General features: G+C 53.6%; 16 protein-coding genes and 1 pseudogene. 10 read left to right on the top strand and 7 right to left on the bottom strand.

Annotated elements, in window-relative coordinates; all coding sequences use genetic code 11:
• Positions 1-72 precede the first annotated feature (72 nt).
• Positions 73-501 (top strand): ATP-binding protein, encoded by a 429-nt coding sequence (locus IGQ16_RS08190; RefSeq protein ID WP_024124317.1) that lies wholly within the window; start codon positions 73-75, stop codon positions 499-501.
• Here IGQ16_RS08190 and IGQ16_RS08185 read toward each other — a convergent pair.
• The 6 genes from IGQ16_RS08185 to IGQ16_RS08160 all read right to left on the bottom strand — a co-directional run bounded on the left by IGQ16_RS08185 (position 498) and on the right by IGQ16_RS08160 (position 6,881).
• A complete protein-coding gene (locus tag IGQ16_RS08185; protein ID WP_024124318.1) occupies positions 498-1,409 on the bottom strand; it encodes a branched-chain amino acid transaminase in 912 nt (303 codons plus the stop codon). The genes IGQ16_RS08190 and IGQ16_RS08185 overlap by 4 nt on opposite strands.
• A gap of 91 nt (positions 1,410-1,500) precedes the next feature.
• Positions 1,501-2,511: a DUF389 domain-containing protein gene (locus IGQ16_RS08180; protein ID WP_024124319.1), complete on the bottom strand. Its 1,011-nt coding sequence runs from the start codon at positions 2,509-2,511 to the stop codon at positions 1,501-1,503.
• Between the two features lie 47 nt (positions 2,512-2,558).
• A complete protein-coding gene (locus tag IGQ16_RS08175; RefSeq protein ID WP_024124320.1) occupies positions 2,559-3,023 on the bottom strand; it encodes an MEKHLA domain-containing protein in 465 nt (154 codons plus the stop codon).
• A gap of 3 nt (positions 3,024-3,026) precedes the next feature.
• Positions 3,027-4,181: an alanine--glyoxylate aminotransferase family protein gene (locus IGQ16_RS08170; RefSeq protein WP_041429016.1), complete on the bottom strand. Its 1,155-nt coding sequence runs from the start codon at positions 4,179-4,181 to the stop codon at positions 3,027-3,029.
• Positions 4,182-4,217: 36 nt separating this feature from the next.
• The gene (locus IGQ16_RS08165; protein WP_297060985.1) at positions 4,218-5,231 is read right to left on the bottom strand and encodes a type I glyceraldehyde-3-phosphate dehydrogenase; all 1,014 of its coding nucleotides are present in this window, start codon (positions 5,229-5,231) and stop codon (positions 4,218-4,220) included.
• Positions 5,232-5,318: 87 nt separating this feature from the next.
• A complete protein-coding gene (locus IGQ16_RS08160) occupies positions 5,319-6,881 on the bottom strand; it encodes a photosystem II high light acclimation radical SAM protein (RefSeq protein WP_024124323.1) in 1,563 nt (520 codons plus the stop codon).
• Positions 6,882-7,099: 218 nt separating this feature from the next.
• Between IGQ16_RS08160 and IGQ16_RS08155 the strand changes: the two genes are divergently transcribed.
• Together IGQ16_RS08155 and IGQ16_RS08150 are read left to right on the top strand one after the other, a co-directional pair.
• A complete protein-coding gene (locus IGQ16_RS08155) occupies positions 7,100-7,456 on the top strand; it encodes a DUF1830 domain-containing protein (protein WP_051372764.1) in 357 nt (118 codons plus the stop codon).
• Positions 7,453-8,133: a RibD family protein gene (locus IGQ16_RS08150; RefSeq protein ID WP_297060983.1), complete on the top strand. Its 681-nt coding sequence runs from the start codon at positions 7,453-7,455 to the stop codon at positions 8,131-8,133. The genes IGQ16_RS08155 and IGQ16_RS08150 overlap by 4 nt, the downstream gene beginning before the upstream one ends.
• Before the next feature lie 23 nt (positions 8,134-8,156).
• Here the strand turns inward: IGQ16_RS08150 and IGQ16_RS08145 are convergent, their stop codons facing one another.
• On the bottom strand, positions 8,157-8,906 hold the full coding sequence (locus tag IGQ16_RS08145; RefSeq protein ID WP_024124326.1) for an HAD family hydrolase: 750 nt from the start codon (positions 8,904-8,906) through the stop codon (positions 8,157-8,159).
• Positions 8,907-8,978: 72 nt separating this feature from the next.
• Between IGQ16_RS08145 and IGQ16_RS08140 the strand changes: the two genes are divergently transcribed.
• The 7 genes and pseudogenes from IGQ16_RS08140 to IGQ16_RS08110 all read left to right on the top strand — a co-directional run.
• Positions 8,979-9,581 (top strand): aminodeoxychorismate/anthranilate synthase component II, encoded by a 603-nt coding sequence (locus IGQ16_RS08140; RefSeq protein WP_024124327.1) that lies wholly within the window; start codon positions 8,979-8,981, stop codon positions 9,579-9,581.
• A gap of 51 nt (positions 9,582-9,632) precedes the next feature.
• Positions 9,633-10,382, top strand: coding sequence for an MBL fold metallo-hydrolase (locus IGQ16_RS08135; RefSeq protein ID WP_297060981.1), 750 nt, complete (start codon positions 9,633-9,635; stop codon positions 10,380-10,382).
• 65 nt (positions 10,383-10,447) lie between these two features.
• On the top strand, positions 10,448-11,419 hold the full coding sequence (locus IGQ16_RS08130; RefSeq protein WP_297041225.1) for an ABC transporter ATP-binding protein: 972 nt from the start codon (positions 10,448-10,450) through the stop codon (positions 11,417-11,419).
• A complete protein-coding gene (locus IGQ16_RS08125) occupies positions 11,412-12,239 on the top strand; it encodes an ABC transporter permease subunit (RefSeq protein ID WP_024124330.1) in 828 nt (275 codons plus the stop codon). Before IGQ16_RS08130 ends, IGQ16_RS08125 begins: the two co-directional genes overlap by 8 nt.
• Positions 12,240-12,251: 12 nt before the next feature.
• Positions 12,252-13,793 (top strand): Gldg family protein, encoded by a 1,542-nt coding sequence (locus tag IGQ16_RS08120; protein ID WP_297060980.1) that lies wholly within the window; start codon positions 12,252-12,254, stop codon positions 13,791-13,793.
• A 10-nt stretch (positions 13,794-13,803) separates the two neighbouring features.
• On the top strand, positions 13,804-15,066 hold the full coding sequence (locus tag IGQ16_RS08115; protein WP_297060978.1) for a chloride channel protein: 1,263 nt from the start codon (positions 13,804-13,806) through the stop codon (positions 15,064-15,066).
• Between the two features lie 182 nt (positions 15,067-15,248).
• Positions 15,249-15,537 (top strand): annotated as a pseudogene (locus IGQ16_RS08110) (photosystem II q(b) protein); the annotation flags it as partial.

Here is a 15,537-nt window from a genome sequence, read left to right as displayed (position 1 = left end):
GACTCTCATCTGTCTCGGATCTGTATCCCGCTGCCCAGTTAGCCTTCGCGGGTTATGCCGTCTATGACGTTAATGTACGTTGCGCCTCAGTGGCAGACCCTAGCATTTCCCTCGACACTTTTTCTCCAACCCATCCTCGAGATTCTCATCAGTGATCTTCCCCCCCAATACAAAGACGAAATTAGGCTCGGCCTCCAAGAAGCCCTCGTTAATGCGGCTCGCCACGGCAATCAACTCAACCCCGAGAAGTTAGTTCTGGTGCGTTATACCTTTGCGCCTGATCAGTGCTGGTGGGTGATTACGGATCAGGGGGATGGCTTCTCCCCCCCCAGTAATGTTTCTGAAACCGCTGATGAGTTGTTGCCAGCCGCCGACTGTGAATGTGGTCGGGGCTTATTTTTAATCTATGCGATCTTTGATGAGGTCTATTGGAATGCCCAGGGTACTGAACTGAGGCTGTGCAAGTATCTCACCCCAACCGATCAGAATCGCTTGAGCTAGAGCGGAATGACATCAATCCAATGGCGATACTGCGGCTCTCGGCCTTCAACGATCGCCTGTAATTGTTTTTGCAGTTGGAGTGTCAGGGGGCGATCGCTAGGCAGAGTGTAGGTCTCAATACGACTGACGGGCACAATTCGCGCAGCCGTGCCGGTTAAAAAGACCTCATCCGCAATCAACAGTTCCGTGCGATCCACGGGTCGCTCCATCACCTTGACCCCAGCTGCTTGCGCCAGTTCAATGACACTGCGGCGGGTAATCCCCTCAAGAATATCCTGATCCACGCTCGGCGTAATCAGTTGTCCATCCCGCACCAAGAAGAGATTCATCCCCGACGCTTCACAGACTTTTCCTTGAGCGTTGAGGAGAATCGCCTCATCAAAGCCCGAGGAAACCGCTTCTGTCTTGGCCAAGGCGGAGACAATGTAGGAGGTGGTGAGCTTGCCCCGGAGGGGAAAGGAGCGATCGCACTGCCGCTGCCAGGAGCTAATACGACAGGTAACACCAGTGGCTGAAAGATAATCCCCAAGGGGCATGCCGTAAATCAGAAAATCCTTTTCAATATCGTGGAGCCGGGGTGCAATTCCTAACCCGGAGGTATAAACCAAGGGCCGAATATAGAAAGGCACGCTGGGCTGATTTTTCTGCACCCACTCAATGATTCTTGCTTTAATGTCACTGGTTGGCAATTCATAGCCCAGATAATGGGCACTGCGACTGAGGCGCCGACAGTGATCCTCAAGACGGAAAAGGAGAATTTCCTTTGAATTGGCAGGATTGGGAAGACCACGCAAGCCGCCTAAAGCGGCTGTTCCATAGTGGAGGGCATGGGTGGCCACGGAAATTTTGGCTTCTTCAAAGGGCACAAATTGACCCTTGAGGTAGGCATAGGGAAGAAAATCACTCATGCGTGAATAGGCAGCGTTGACAAAGAGCAGATGACACCGAAATTAGGGTGGAGTCCCAATAGTTTAACATTTTCGCTTGACGCTCAAAAAACTAGGGCGTTGACTCTTCTGCGGTTACTTCTTGCACACTAGACACCTGTAGGACTAAGCGAAAAGGGCGACCCATGTGCTGATGGATAAACTCTTCCATCAGCCTGACTTGCTTGGGTGTCACAGGTTCACGGGCCCGCACATTCAGGAGCACAATGGGTGGATCACTGACCCAGTCGGTCTCGCTACTCAGTAAATCTAGTCGCTGAAACGTGAGCGTACCCCGCACCAGCGCTTGCCGTACCTGATACTGGAGGCGTGCCTGTTGCAGAAGGCGACTAAAACTAATTGCCAGCGGTACGACTAAGACAGCCGTTAAGGCCCCAGCAATAAGCAGTGGACGGCGACTGCGGTGGAGGGGAATGTAGCCGGTGATAACAAAGAAAACCATACAGGCAAGGGCAATGCCCAGCAGATTGGTGAGATACAGCAGGATAGCCCCCAGGGTGAGGCGGGCATTCCCTTGGGCAAGCCCTAGGCCAATCGTGCACACTGGTGGCATTAGGGCAACCGCAATGGCAGTTCCGGCTAAGGTATTGGAAATACGAGGCTCGGCGATCGCGTAAGCACTCACAACACCGGCCACGACGGCAATACCAAGATCAAGGAGCGTAGGCTGGGAGCGAGCCATAATTTCACTCCCATACACTTCAAGACGCACAAATAGGCCAATCAGCCATGATATCCCAATAGCAAGTAAGGTGCCTGTACCTAGAGCGAAAGCTGCCTCTCGAAAGAGTCTGATATTCCCACTTAAAGAGGCAAAGGCTAGCCCGCGAATGGGTGCCATCAAGGGGGCGATAATCATTGCCCCAATAATCACCGCTGCACTATTGGCCAGTAGCCCAAGGGTAGCGATCGCGCAGGAGGTGACAATCAAGACGATATAGGGAACACTCAAACGGGACTCCACATCAAGTGTGCGGGTCAGCTGATCGAGGCTTTCTGGCTTGCGGCGATGGTAGCGGAAGGCTTGTAGCTGATGCAACCAATGGAGAAAGAGTTCTTTCATAGGTGATCTGACGAATTCAGAGGAAAGCAGAATTAGTTAAATCAATCCTACAGAAAACGCCAGTGATCAAAGGTGGCAGCTTGTCCCACTGGGTTGCCTGCCTCATCTAGGACTGTCCAAATGCAAGCATTTTCAATGCGAAACCGTCGCCCCGTGCGGGAGATACGAATGCCACTGTAGTGACTGGTATACCCTTGGCGAGCAGCCTGGGCTAGGAGTGTTGACCGTTCAGCTTGAGCCATCGGTTCAGCCGTAAAGCGGGAGGGAAGCTGCACCCATTCCGTCCAAAGGTATTCCCAGAGGGTGAGGGCAGCTTGGTTGCCGTAATTGAGAATTGGATCTGCCTCACTCCCATGGGATAGAACAGGCTGGGACCAGTCAAACAATTGCTGCCCTAGGCTCCAGTCATCCTCAGCAGGATTGGGGAGGAGCGATCGCCCCGTCCAGCGCTGAAAACTGACACAAATGCGTCGTGCCTGCCGGAGTGCTGCTGGCTGTAACCAAGGTTCCATCCCTTAGGCTGCGGTCAATACACGACTAGCGGCGGCCACCCCGGCCCCTGGAGTAAAGTTGCTGTAGCCCAATTCCCCCAGCACAGCTTCGAGGGCACTGATAGCTGCCAAAATATCGCGATCGCTAACAAAGCCCAAGTGACCTATGCGGAAAATCTGTCCCTTCAGGTGATCTTGGCCCCCCGCGAGGGCAATGTCAAAGCGTTTTTTCATCAGGTTGCGAATTTTTTCGGCCTCTACCCCTTGGGGTGCCACGGCAGTAATGGCGGGACTGGCACAGTCATCCGGCGCATAGAGGGGCAAGTTGAGTGCCTTCATGGCCGCACGGGTGGCCTGCATCAAGCGCTGGTGGCGAGCAAAGATACTGTCTAGACCCTCCGCCTGCATCATCTCCAGTGCCGTCTTTAGGGCAAAAAAGAGATTCACTGGTGGCGTAAAGGGGGTTGTGTTTTTGGCGGCGTCTTTGCGGTATTTGCCAAGGTCAAGATAGAACTTGGGCAGCGTTGCGGTTTTGTAGGCTTCCCATGCTTTGGCACTAACGCTGACAAAGGCCAATCCCGGTGGAATCATATAGCCCTTTTGGGAACCAGAACCAACCACATCTAGTCCCCACTCATCAATAGGGACATTCACAGCGCCAAGACTGGTGACGGCATCCACAATGATTAGGGCTTGGCCGTGGGCTTTGACATGGCGGTTAATCGCTTCTAAGTCGTTGATCACCCCCGTTGAGGTTTCGCTGTGGGTAACAATTACCGCTTTGATGGTTTTAGCCGTGTCCGCCTCGAGGGCTGCTTTGAAGTCATCGGGGTTGAGGGGTTGTCCCCAAGGGGCAGTAATGCGCTCCGTCTTCAGGCCATAGGCATCGCACACTTCTCCCCAGCGATCGCCAAATTTGCCGTTACAGCCCACCAGGACGCGATCGCCCGCACTGAGAAAGTTAATGATTCCGGCTTCCATTGCCCCTGTGCCGCTGGCCGTCAAAATCAGCACATCATTCGTCGTCTGATGCAGCCATTTCAACCCTGCCGTCACCGCTGCCATGATCTCGCTAAAGTCACCGCTGCGATGGCCAATAGGATGTTTACTGAGAGACAGAAGAACCGATTCCGGCACCGGCGTTGGACCCGGAATCATTAACATCGACTTATCTTGCATTGTGAGTTGCGAACCAATTCCTAAGTAATGAAACAACTAAGACCAGTGGGTGGCCATGTGCTCTGCCAAGTCCAGAACCCGCTGGCTATAGCCCCACTCGTTATCGTACCAAGCTACCACTTTTACCAAATTACCCCCCAGCACCATCGTTAGGGACGCATCCAAAATTGAGGAGGCATTGTGACCCCGATAGTCGGAAGACACAAGCTCCAGTTCACTGTAGTGGATAATCCCCTTCATAGTGGTTTCAGAGGCCTCCTTGATCACTTGGTTGACCTGCTCAGCAATGGTGGGTTTTTCCACCTGAGCAACAAAGTCCACCACAGAAACATTGGGGGTGGGTACCCGCAGGGCAATCCCGTTCAGTTTCCCTTGCAATTCGGGAATCACCAGCCCGACTGCCTTAGCAGCCCCCGTAGAAGTGGGCACAATGTTCATCGCTGCTGCCCGGGCTCGCCGCAGATCGCGGTGACTCGCATCGAGCAGGCGTTGATCCCCGGTGTAACTGTGGGTCGTCGTCATCATCCCCTGCTGGATGCCAAAGGTTTCATGGAGCACTTTGACAATCGGGGCTAGGCAGTTGGTGGTGCAACTGGCATTGCTGACGATATCCTCACTGGGATCGTAGGTGTGGTGATTCACCCCGACCACATAGGTGGGGATATTGCCTTTGCCGGGTGCTGTGATCAGCACTTTTTTTGCACCAGCGCTCAGGTGTTTGCTTGCCCCCTCGCGGCTGGTAAAGACCCCCGTGGCTTCAATGACCAGATCAATCCCCCAAGCGCTCCAAGGCAGATTTTCAGGGTTGCGATCAGACACGCATTTAACCGCATGGCCGCCGGCATAGATACAGTCGTCGTCAGCAGTGATTTCGGCATCATGGAAAATGCCTAACATCGAGTCATACTTTAGCAAATGGGCATTGGTGCGGGGATCGGAGGTATCGTTGATGCCTACAATCTCTAGCTTGCTATTGGCTTTCCGCTGTAACCAGCAACGCATGAAGTTCCGACCGATGCGCCCAAAACCATTGATAGCGACTCTAACCACCTGATCCCTTCCTCTGTTTACTAACTCATGGCCAGAAATGATCTAGGAAACATTCTAAGGGGGAATGGTCATTTTATTTCGCTTTTTTTAACGATGCACCAAAGGAGGTTCCTCAAGAGGAGCAGATAAGGCCGCCGCCAAAGGGGCACGGCCAAAGCGCTCCTCCAGTAAATCCATCACGGTGCGGCCAAAGTCATTGGGATTGAGTCGCCAAGCCGCAAGGCACACCTCCCCAAAGACGGATCCCATGGGTTCCGGGTTCCAAAGCAGTTTTTTGGCCGTCCACGGCATGAGGCTCATGGGGTTGTAGCCAGGACGCAAAATGCCGCGCTCGAGGGCATATTCCTCAAGGTGGGTATGGGGTTGCAGACCAATGAAGAAAATGGCTGGCTCAACGTTGTCTGCACCAAAGATGCGTTCCAGTTCGCGGTGGTAGGCAATGGTTTGGGCAATGGTGTCGGGGCGTTCATCAATGACATTGAAGGAATAATTCACAGAGACAAGGGCGTTGAACCCAGCGGCTTTCAAATCACGGCAGTTCTGCAGCACTGTTCGCAGGTTGTAGCCCATGCGCATTTTTCGCACCAGTTCTTGGGAGCCACTGGTGATGCCGATTTCAAAGTAGTTCATCCCCGTTTGCACCATTAGCTCACACAGCTCGGGGGTGAGGTTGTCGGCACGGATGTAGGCCGCCCAGTGAATATCATTCATGCCTGCTTTGAGGATTTCCCGCAGCAGGGCGATCGCGGCGGGGATAAATTTACGAGCGGGGATAAACTGGGCATCGGTAAACCAAAAGTTGCGCACACCGCGATTGTAGAGCTGGTGCATTTCAGCGACGACTTCTTCAGCAGGGTTAATGCGCACCTGTTTGCCTTCAACCACGGTATAGACGCAGTAGCAGCAGTTGTGGGGACAGCCCCGCTTGGTTTGCACCCCGATATAAAAGTCGCCCCCCTGAAGGTAATACTCAAATTCCGGCCAAATGGTCTCAATGTAGTCGTAGTTGCAGGCGGTTTTTTCGATGGGGGTTGGCCATTCGTGAATGAGGCGATCGCGGGGCTTGTCAACACCCGCAACATAGCAACGCTCCCCGGAAATGGGTTGGTTCGTTAGGACTTTGTGCAGCAGCGTTTCCCCTTCGCCAACGGAAACAATGGTGCCTTTGGGCAGTTGAGAGCCCAACTGCTCATAGAAGACACTCACTGCGCCGCCACCGACAATGGTTGTGACTTCCGGATGGTGACGCTTGGCATGGTGGAGTCCTAAGCGGATCAAATTGAGGTTGCGCCAAAGTTCACCATAGTAGGCACTCATCACCCGCAGACCCCCGATCGCTCCCCGCAGCTTCACCAAAGGATTGCGAGCGTAATAGACCTCAAAGGCATGTTGCAGGGGATTGCCCCCCCGTCCGCCCACCGGGGCATAGATTTGAATATCTCGCCAAGAAAAAACCAGATGGGTGGGTCGAAACTCATCAATGACTTGGGCGAGGGCAGGCCGAAAATCGAGGGGCGGCACTGTCCCCAAATCAAAAATCCGTTGCTCAATACTTGGTAATTGCTTATGAATATAGTCTGCAAGATAGACAACCCCAATGGGAAAAATCGGGTTACAGGGGAGACGGACGTAGAGGACACGCGGCGACATAGGTTAGCCCAAGACAAGATCTATGGAAACGCTAAATTCTTAATAAATCTCTATAGCTGTTTAGTTTTTAACACATTTGCGCCTTTCCAGCAGGGGATCACGGTAATTCAAGGAAGGGATCAACTGTCGATCCTGTAGTTGAGTTTACAACTGCATCGAATTGGCAATGTTAGGCTAACAAGGGTAAAGACATGTCCTATAACAAATCCTTAATCCCTATGCCGCAAATCTTTGATCCCGTCCCCAGCGATAGTTGCGATCGCATCCTCTGCTGTTACGTCAATGCCACCAGCAAAATTCAGGTGGTACGCATTACAAATATTGCCAACTGGTATTTCGAGCGGGTGGTTTTCCCGGGGCAACGACTGGTGTTTGAATCGCCACGGGCAGGACAGCTGGAAGTTCACAGCGGCATGATGGCGAGTGCCATTCTCTCCGACACGATCCCCTGTAGTGAGCTATTGGTGCAAGAGGGGGGAGATAATTTTTTTCCGAGTGATCCTGCCAGCCAGCAACGGCTAGAATTGCTCAATGAGACTCCGGCACCAGCGACTGAAAAAGTGATGATCCCTTGAGCCAGCCCCAGCCCATTTCCCGCCCCTACACGACTGCAATTTTGGCCAGTAGTTTAGATGGCTGCCTAGCTCGGGCCGATGCCCGCGGTCAGCGCATTGCCTCGGCCTATGACTTTCAGCACCTGGAACAGCAGGTAGCGCAGGTGGATGCGGTACTCTTTGGGGCAACAACACTGCGTTTGGGGGGGACAGCGATGCGCCTTCAATCTTCTCATCTGATTGCTGAGCGCGAACATCAAGGGCGATCGCCCCAACCCTTGCAAATTGTCTGCTCTGCTAGTGGTGAACTAGACCTCAATCTTCCCTTCTTTCGCCAGCCGATTCCTCGTGCCCTACTGACGACCGAGAAAGGCGCCAGCCGTTGGCAAGGATCCACTGCCTTTGATCACTGTTGGTGCACTAGGGGAGAGGCGATTGACTGGCCGCAGGCTTTTGCCCACCTTCAAGCCTCTGGGGTGCAAACCTTGGCCGTGCTGGGGGGAGGACAGCTTTTCGCTTCCCTGTTACAAATTGCTGCCATTGATGAATTGTGGTTGACCCTCTGCCCACTCCTCCTTGGATCGGCAGCCCCTCGCCTCTATCCAGAGGAGATCCCCTGCTCAGGGAGGTTAAGCCTCCTGAATGTCTTGCCGGTGGGCAATGAGGTTTATCTCCACTATCGTCTTAGTTACCCTTGACCCTTTGTTGCCACTGAGTCTAATTAGTTCTCATCACTCCTGATCTGGATCTCCAAGGGTGAGGCAAGGATGCAATCACAATAATTCAACGCTGGTGGTCTATGCCAACCCCAGGTGACACCAATGCTGGCCGCTGCGCCTCCCCGCTGTGCCATGAGGCCATCACTGTCGGCATCCCCAATGACGACGGTTTGTTCGGGCCGCACCCCCAGGCGATCGCACGCCCTCAGGAATACCTGCGGATCGGGCTTCGTGGGTAGCTCATCTGCCCCCTGCCAGAGTTGGAAAAAGGGCTTCAGGTGATAGGTGTCTAAAAAAGCCTCAATCTCTGAGGTGCGATCGCTAGAGATAATTGCCAAGGCACATCCTAACCGATGGAGCCGTTGCACTAGCTCAATGACCCCCGGTAGGGGTGGGGTTAACGGTGCTTTGGCGCTAAATTCTCGGTCTGCTTCCCCAAAGGCAGCGTTGGCCCGTTCTAAGGCAGCAATCCAAGGAATTCCCTGTGTGGCTACAAAGGCGGCGGCGGCAATGAGGTTCTCCTGCCGTGTCCCCACAGCTTGCAACCCCGTTGGATCAAGGTGATCACCAATCACCCCAAAAGCCTGAAGTAACGACTCCTTAAGATTGGGAAAGGGTTCGGCAATTTTCACAGCACGGGCGATCGCCACCACCCTCAGGTAATGGGCAACATCGGCTAGTGTGCCATCCTTGTCAAAGATCACCGCTGCTATAGGGCGAAAACAGTGTCCCTGACACCATAGCTGCACCATTCCCCCAACCCCTTGAGTAGTAGGATCAAGACACATATCAAGACACACAGAAGATGAGAGGACCCTTCTCCCTTGATTATCGTTATTGACAACTACGACAGCTTCACCTACAACCTTGTCCAATACTTAGGGGAGCTAGCGCGGGAGTTCCCAATTGCTGGGGATCTGCGGGTCTTTCGCAACGACAAGATCAGCCTCGATGAGGTTGCTGCCCTTGCCCCTGCGGGTGTCGTGATTTCTCCCGGCCCTGGTCGCCCTGCGGATGCGGGGATTTCCGAAGCCCTGATCCGTAGCTATGCTGGACAACTGCCCATCTTGGGGGTTTGCTTGGGACATCAAGCCATTGGTGAGGTTTTTGGTGGTAAGGTGACGCTCGCACCAACCCTGATGCACGGCAAAACGTCGGAAATTTACCACAAGGGTGTGGGGGTATTTCAAGACCTGCCTCAACCCTTTAGTGCCACTCGCTACCACAGCCTCGTCATTGATCGCGACAGTTGCCCCGAGGTGTTGGAAATTACCGCTTGGACGGAGGATGGCCTAATTATGGGGGTGCGCCACCGCCAATATCCGACGCTGGAAGGGGTGCAATTCCATCCCGAGAGCATTCTCACCACCTGCGGCAAAGACCTGCTACGGAACTTTTTGCGACGGCTGTCCAGTCCACCGTTGTGAGCCCGCCACTTTTCGGTACACTGAGCTGGAATAGGAGTGTGGGGAGAAAAAATGGAACGGCGGCAGTTCTTGCGTTTGGCTCAAGTGGGCGCGATCGCCAGCCTTGGTGGACACTGGGCAGCCCATGCCCAAGGGGGTAGTCTCTCTCTCCAGTGGTTTGGCCACACCTGCTTTCTCTTTACCGGCAGTGGTCAGCGGGTACTCGTCAATCCCTTCCGCCCCCTTGGTTGCACCAAAGGATTGCGGCCTCCCCGCGTCACCGCTGATATTGTCATGATTAGCAGTCGCCTCTTGGACGAGGGCTACATCCAAGGCTTGCCCGGTCGGCCTAAACTGCTCTTGCAGCCAGGCTCCTATAAAGTCAATGGTTTAAGTATTCAGGGCATTCGTACCAGTCATGATCGTTTTGGTGGCTTCCGCTTTGGTATCAATGTGGTTTGGCGCTGGCAGCAGGGGGGCATCAACCTCCTGCACATGGGCGGCATTGCGATGCCCATCACCGTCGAGCAACGCATTCTTATGGGTCAACCTGATGTCATGATCGTGCCAGTGGGAGGCGGTGCCAAAGCCTATAGGGCTGAGGACGCCAAGGCGGCCATTGAAGTTTTACAACCGCGTTTGGTTATTCCTTGCCACTATCGAACCGCTGCCGCTGACCCCAATAATTGTGATCTGGCGGGGCTAGAGGACTTTTTGAAAGTCATGGAGGGAACCCCAGTTCGCCGCAGTGGGGGTGCTGCCCTCAGTCTATCGGCAGCCAATCTGCCCCAGAAGACCACTATTCAAGTCCTCAGCATTTGATTAAAAAAAGGCTATATTTTGTGTCAGTGTTTCCCGTAGAACCAGTAGCGAGTTGAGGAAACGCCATGATTCAGGTCGAACACCTGACCAAGGTTTACGGTACAACCACAGCCCTACGGGATGTCAGCTTTTCAGCCACTAGTGGTGAGATTCTCGGTCTCCTTGGCCCCAATGGCGCCGGTAAAACCACCACAATGCGGATTTTGGCGGGGTATTTGCCGGCAACCAGTGGCACTGCAACCATTGCCGGTTATGAAGTCCACACAGATCCGATGGCAGTGCGGCAGCGCATTGGCTATCTGCCAGAAAATCCCCCCCTCTATACCGAAATGACGGTGGCGGGCTATCTGCACTTTGTGGCTCGCATCAAGGGCGTCAGTGCGGGCGATCGCCCCCAGCGGGTAGAATACGCCCTCAAAAGCTGTGGTCTCTGGGATCAGCAACGGACAATTATTCGCAAACTCTCGAAGGGCTACCGGCAGCGGGTCGGCATTGCCCAAGCGATCGTTCACGATCCGCCAGCCATCATCCTGGATGAACCCACGGTGGGTCTGGATCCGCGCCAAATTATTGAGGTGCGCAACCTGATTAAAAACTTGGCAGGACAGCACACAGTGATTCTTTCCACCCATATTTTGGCGGAAGTGAGCATGACCTGCGATCGCGCCGTGATTATCCACAAGGGCGAAGTGGCAGGGGTAGGCAAGCTAGATGAACTGCTGCAACGCCTCAGCAGTAACTACACCTATGACCTTGAACTGGCAGGCGATCGCGCCCAAATTCAATCCCTCCTGCAACAGTTGCCTGAGCTGCAACAGATTACATGGGAAAATCGCCCTCTTCAGGGACGACAGCAGCTTCAGGTCAGCAGTCCTTCAGAAATTGGCGCCGATCTTGCCAGTCTCCTTGTCCAAAATGGGGTGCAACTCTTTGAAATGCGCCGCTCCCGTGCCAACCTAGAGGAGGTGTTCTTGAAGCTAACGACCGATGAACCCACCGCAGAACCCAGTGATGCCACCGAAGAAGCCCATGCTTAGCGTTTCCCTCCACGGGCTGCGTGTCCTTCTTGCCAACATTCTTGCCATCTATCGCCGTGAACTCCAAAGTTACTTTAGTACCCCCTTCTACTATGTGATTGCGGGGGTGTTCTGGCTCCTCAGCGGCCTGTTTTTCCTCACTGTGATGACGACAATTATTAGCCAAGTGGCTCAGCAGGATTTGCTCCAACAGCAGTTTGGAGCGCCGCGCCAAGCCATTGACGTGCCCAAGCTGATTTTCGAAAGCTTTCTTGGACTCCTAGGCTCCATTTCCCAAGTTATTTTGCCGATGCTCTCAATGGGACTCTACACCGAAGAGCGTAAACGCGGCACCCTTGAACTGCTAGCCACCTCGCCGATTACGAACTGGTGTGTGGCAACGGGTAAGCTCCTAGCAGTGCTCACCTTCTATACCACGCTTCTGCTGCCCGTGGTTGTCTACCAATTTGTAGCCCTGCGGCAGAGTACGCCCCCCCTCTCCCTTTGGCTCATTCTTGCGGGCAATGGCGGATTGATTCTCTTGGCGGCGGCAGTTCTCTCCCTTGGGATGTTTCTCTCGTCCTTGACTGATAGCACGATCCTGGCAGCCATTTTGGGGTTTGCTGTGTTGCTAATTCTTTGGGTGCTGGACGTCTTGGCTAAAAATACTGGCGGAAACCTCAGTGATATCCTCACCTACCTCTCACCCCTAGAGCACTTTACCAACCTGAGCCGAGGTATTTTCCGCACCAGTAGCCTTTTTGTTTTTGGCAGTTACGTTTTCCTAGGCATTTTCCTCACAGCCCAGTCCATTGATGCTTTTCGTTACCAGCGCAATTAGGGAGTACAGGTCATGAAACGCTTTGCCCTAGGCTCACCCGAACGATGGACCACGGTATTCCTGTGGGCGGCGCCACTGCTCATCATCGCTGGGTTGAGTGCTGGCCTCGTCACCAACCGCTGGAATTGGCTGCCCTTGGGTCTTTTAGCCTTAGGGGGGATTGCCCTGCTGCTATGGCTAATCCAGCAAAGTCGGGTCTCCACAGGGTTTTGGGGACGGCGTTCCACCCAAACAAATGCCAATGCTATCTTGACTGTGGTTGCGGTGATTGCGCTATTGGGCATCATTAACTTTTTGGCCGATCGCTACAGTGTTGAAATCGATCTCACCGAAAACCGTGCCTTTACCCTAGCGGCAGAAACCCGTGATGTTCTGCAAAATCTGGGTCAGCCGGTGCAGGTGTTGGTGTTTGATGCCAATGCTGCCAGTCGCGATCGCCTGCTGTTGGAACAGTATCGCCGTCAGGCTCATAACCGCTTTTCCTTCCAGTTCATTGACCCCCAAGAGCAACCCGCCCTTGCCAAAAAGTACAACGTGACTCAAGTGGGACAAGTGATTGTTGTTGCCGGTGAGAAAACCCAGCGCATTGATGAAGACCTTTCCGAAAGCAACCTCACCCCCGCCTTGATTCGCGTCACTAGCGATCGCACGATCCGCGCCTATTTCACCACAGGACACAATGAACTCCCCCTCACTGGTGGGGCCGCCAGCCTCAGTGAAGTGGCCAAACTCCTCGAACAGCGGGAGGTGAAACTCCTGCCCCTGAATTTGCTGGAGACGGGGAGAATTCCCGAGGATGCCAATGTGATTGTTGTCGCTGGACCCCGGCAGCCTTTTTTACGCCTTGAGCAGGATCTTCTCAAGGAGTACCTCAATCGTGGCGGTAGCCTTTTGCTGATGCTTGATGTGGATGTCAACGCAGGTCTTGATGATTTACTGAAAAACTGGGGACTCACCCTCGATAATCGCTGGGTCATTGATGGCTCTGGTGTGGGTCAGCAGGTGGGACTTGGGCCCGACACAATTATTGTCACTACCTATGGCAATCACCCCATTACTGAGCGCTTTGCCCAAGGTCCCAGCGTCTTTCCCCGAGCGCAAGCCATTCGCATTAATCCTGTAAAGGACGATAACATTGTTGAAATTGCCCTTTCGGGCTCGCAAACTTGGGCAGAAACCGATTGGAAGTCGGGCAACCTTGAATTCACCGAAGGCGTAGATACCAAAGGCCCGCTGCCGATTGGCGTGGCTATTACCCGTCAGTTGAGTGACAATCCACCGAAGGAAGCCCGCCTAGTGGTCTTTGGAGATTCGGAGTTTGCTACCGATGGCGTGATTGCCTATCAAGGGATTAATAGTGATCTCTTTGTCAATTCCGTACTCTGGTTGGGCGATCGCGACCAAAAGGCACTCTCGATTCGTCCTCGCCAAACCACGAATCGCCGCCTTCAACTCAATGTCACCACCAGTCGTTGGTTAGAGATTATCAGCGTCTTTCTCTTGCCCCTTATCGGGTTTGGTTCTGCCGTCTTTGTCTGGTGGCGGCGACGCTAACACTTTTGCCATGGCAAGAGCCTCCTGCCCCTATCCCCGTTTGCTCCTGTATGCCCTAATCATTGGTCTTCTCGGCGGCTGTGTGGCCACGGCTTTTTATCTGGGTCTCAAGCTAGGGTTTGCGCTGTTGTGGGGGACTGAGCCTAACCAAGTGAGCATTGGCACGTGGGCACATCTCTATCCTTACATTCCGCTGGTTACGGCCTTTGGCGGCTTGCTGGTGGGTTTATCGGTCAAATTCTTTGGGGCAAAGGGGGAGATCGCGGCGGCGATCGCAGAGTTACACCATGAGGGTCGGTTCAGTTATCGCTTTCTACCCGGTATGGCATTGGCTTCTGGCCTATCCTTGCTATTTGGCAGTAGTGCTGGCCCTGAAAGTCCAATGATTGACATCAATGGTGGCTTAGGCACTTGGTTGGCAGCTCGTTTGCATCTATCCCCAGATAGCACCCGCATTCTCACCCTCTGTGGGATGGCAGCGGGCATGGGCGTGTTTTTTGAGTCGCCCCTTGGTGCAACGCTATTCGTTTTGGAACTCCCCCATCGCCGTAGTCTTGAGTTTTATGAGGCAATCCTGCCAGCCTTGATTTCTGCTGTTGCTGGGTTTACCCTTTTTCGGGTGATTACAGGCACAACCATTGGCGGCATTTACCGCTTTCCTACCTACGATAGCCTGCGTCCTGAGGATATTGGCTTTGCAGTGTTGATCGGCATCATTGGCGCAGCCGTGGGAACGCTCTTTGTCTTTTTAGATCAGCAGATTCAACGCTGGCTGACCCCCTATCGGCAATATCCTCTCCTCTTGATCGTGGCAGTGGGGTTTCTGATTGGCTTAATTGCCCTGATTCACCCAATCACGCTGTTCTACGGTGAGCGCCAAATTGAACAAGTCATCCAAGTGGTGAACCGCTACAGCATTGGCATTTTGCTGAGGGTTGCCTTCTTTAAGCTCCTTGCTCTGAGTCTTTGTCTGCGGGGAGGGTTCCGTGGGGGGGTAGTCTTTCCCCTATTTTTTGTAGGTGCTTGTGTGGGTATGGCTGTGCACCAAGCACTCCCGAATACGCCCTTGAGTGTGGCCTTGGCTGGCATGATGGCGGCAGTCACGGTGGTGGTTACCAAAACGCCTTTGGGCCTGGCGATAATTCTGACGGTGATTTCCCATACGACAATGCTGCCCCTGATTACGATCGCGACTCTAACCAGCTATCTATTGACCTTGCCTATTGCTTGGATCCCCAGCCAGCGATCGCGCCGGGACCCCCCTGATCCCTGAGAAAATCTTAACAGAATATAAAATTCAGACATAACCCTTTACATTTTTCTGAGAGATTGATTAACATAGGGTTACATTCCGTTGCACAGCCAGCGAGTGCTCCTGAAGCCTCTCAGGCATTCGGTTTGGCCCTGTGAGCGGTTTGTAACCCTCATTCATTTTGTTCAACAGGACTTATCACTATGACGACTGTTTTACAACGTCGCGAGCAACTGAACCTGTGGGAGCAATTTTGTAGCTGGGTCACCAGCACCAACAACCGCCTCTATGTGGGCTGGTTCGGCGTGTTGATGATCCCCACTCTGCTCGCTGCTACCATCTGCTTTGTGATTGCTTTCATCGCTGCTCCCCCTGTGGACATCGATGGCATCCGTGAGCCTGTCGCCGGCTCTTTGCTCTATGGCAACAACATCATTACCGGTGCCGTTGTCCCCTCTAGCAACGCCATTGGCTTGCACTTCTACCCCATTT

It is taken from the genome of Thermosynechococcus sp. M3746_W2019_013, assembly GCF_015296045.1.
Classification (GTDB): domain Bacteria; phylum Cyanobacteriota; class Cyanobacteriia; order Thermosynechococcales; family Thermosynechococcaceae; genus Thermosynechococcus.
The sequence above is the reverse complement of the archived record's forward strand: the minus strand, read 5'-3'. Positions and strand labels throughout refer to the sequence as shown.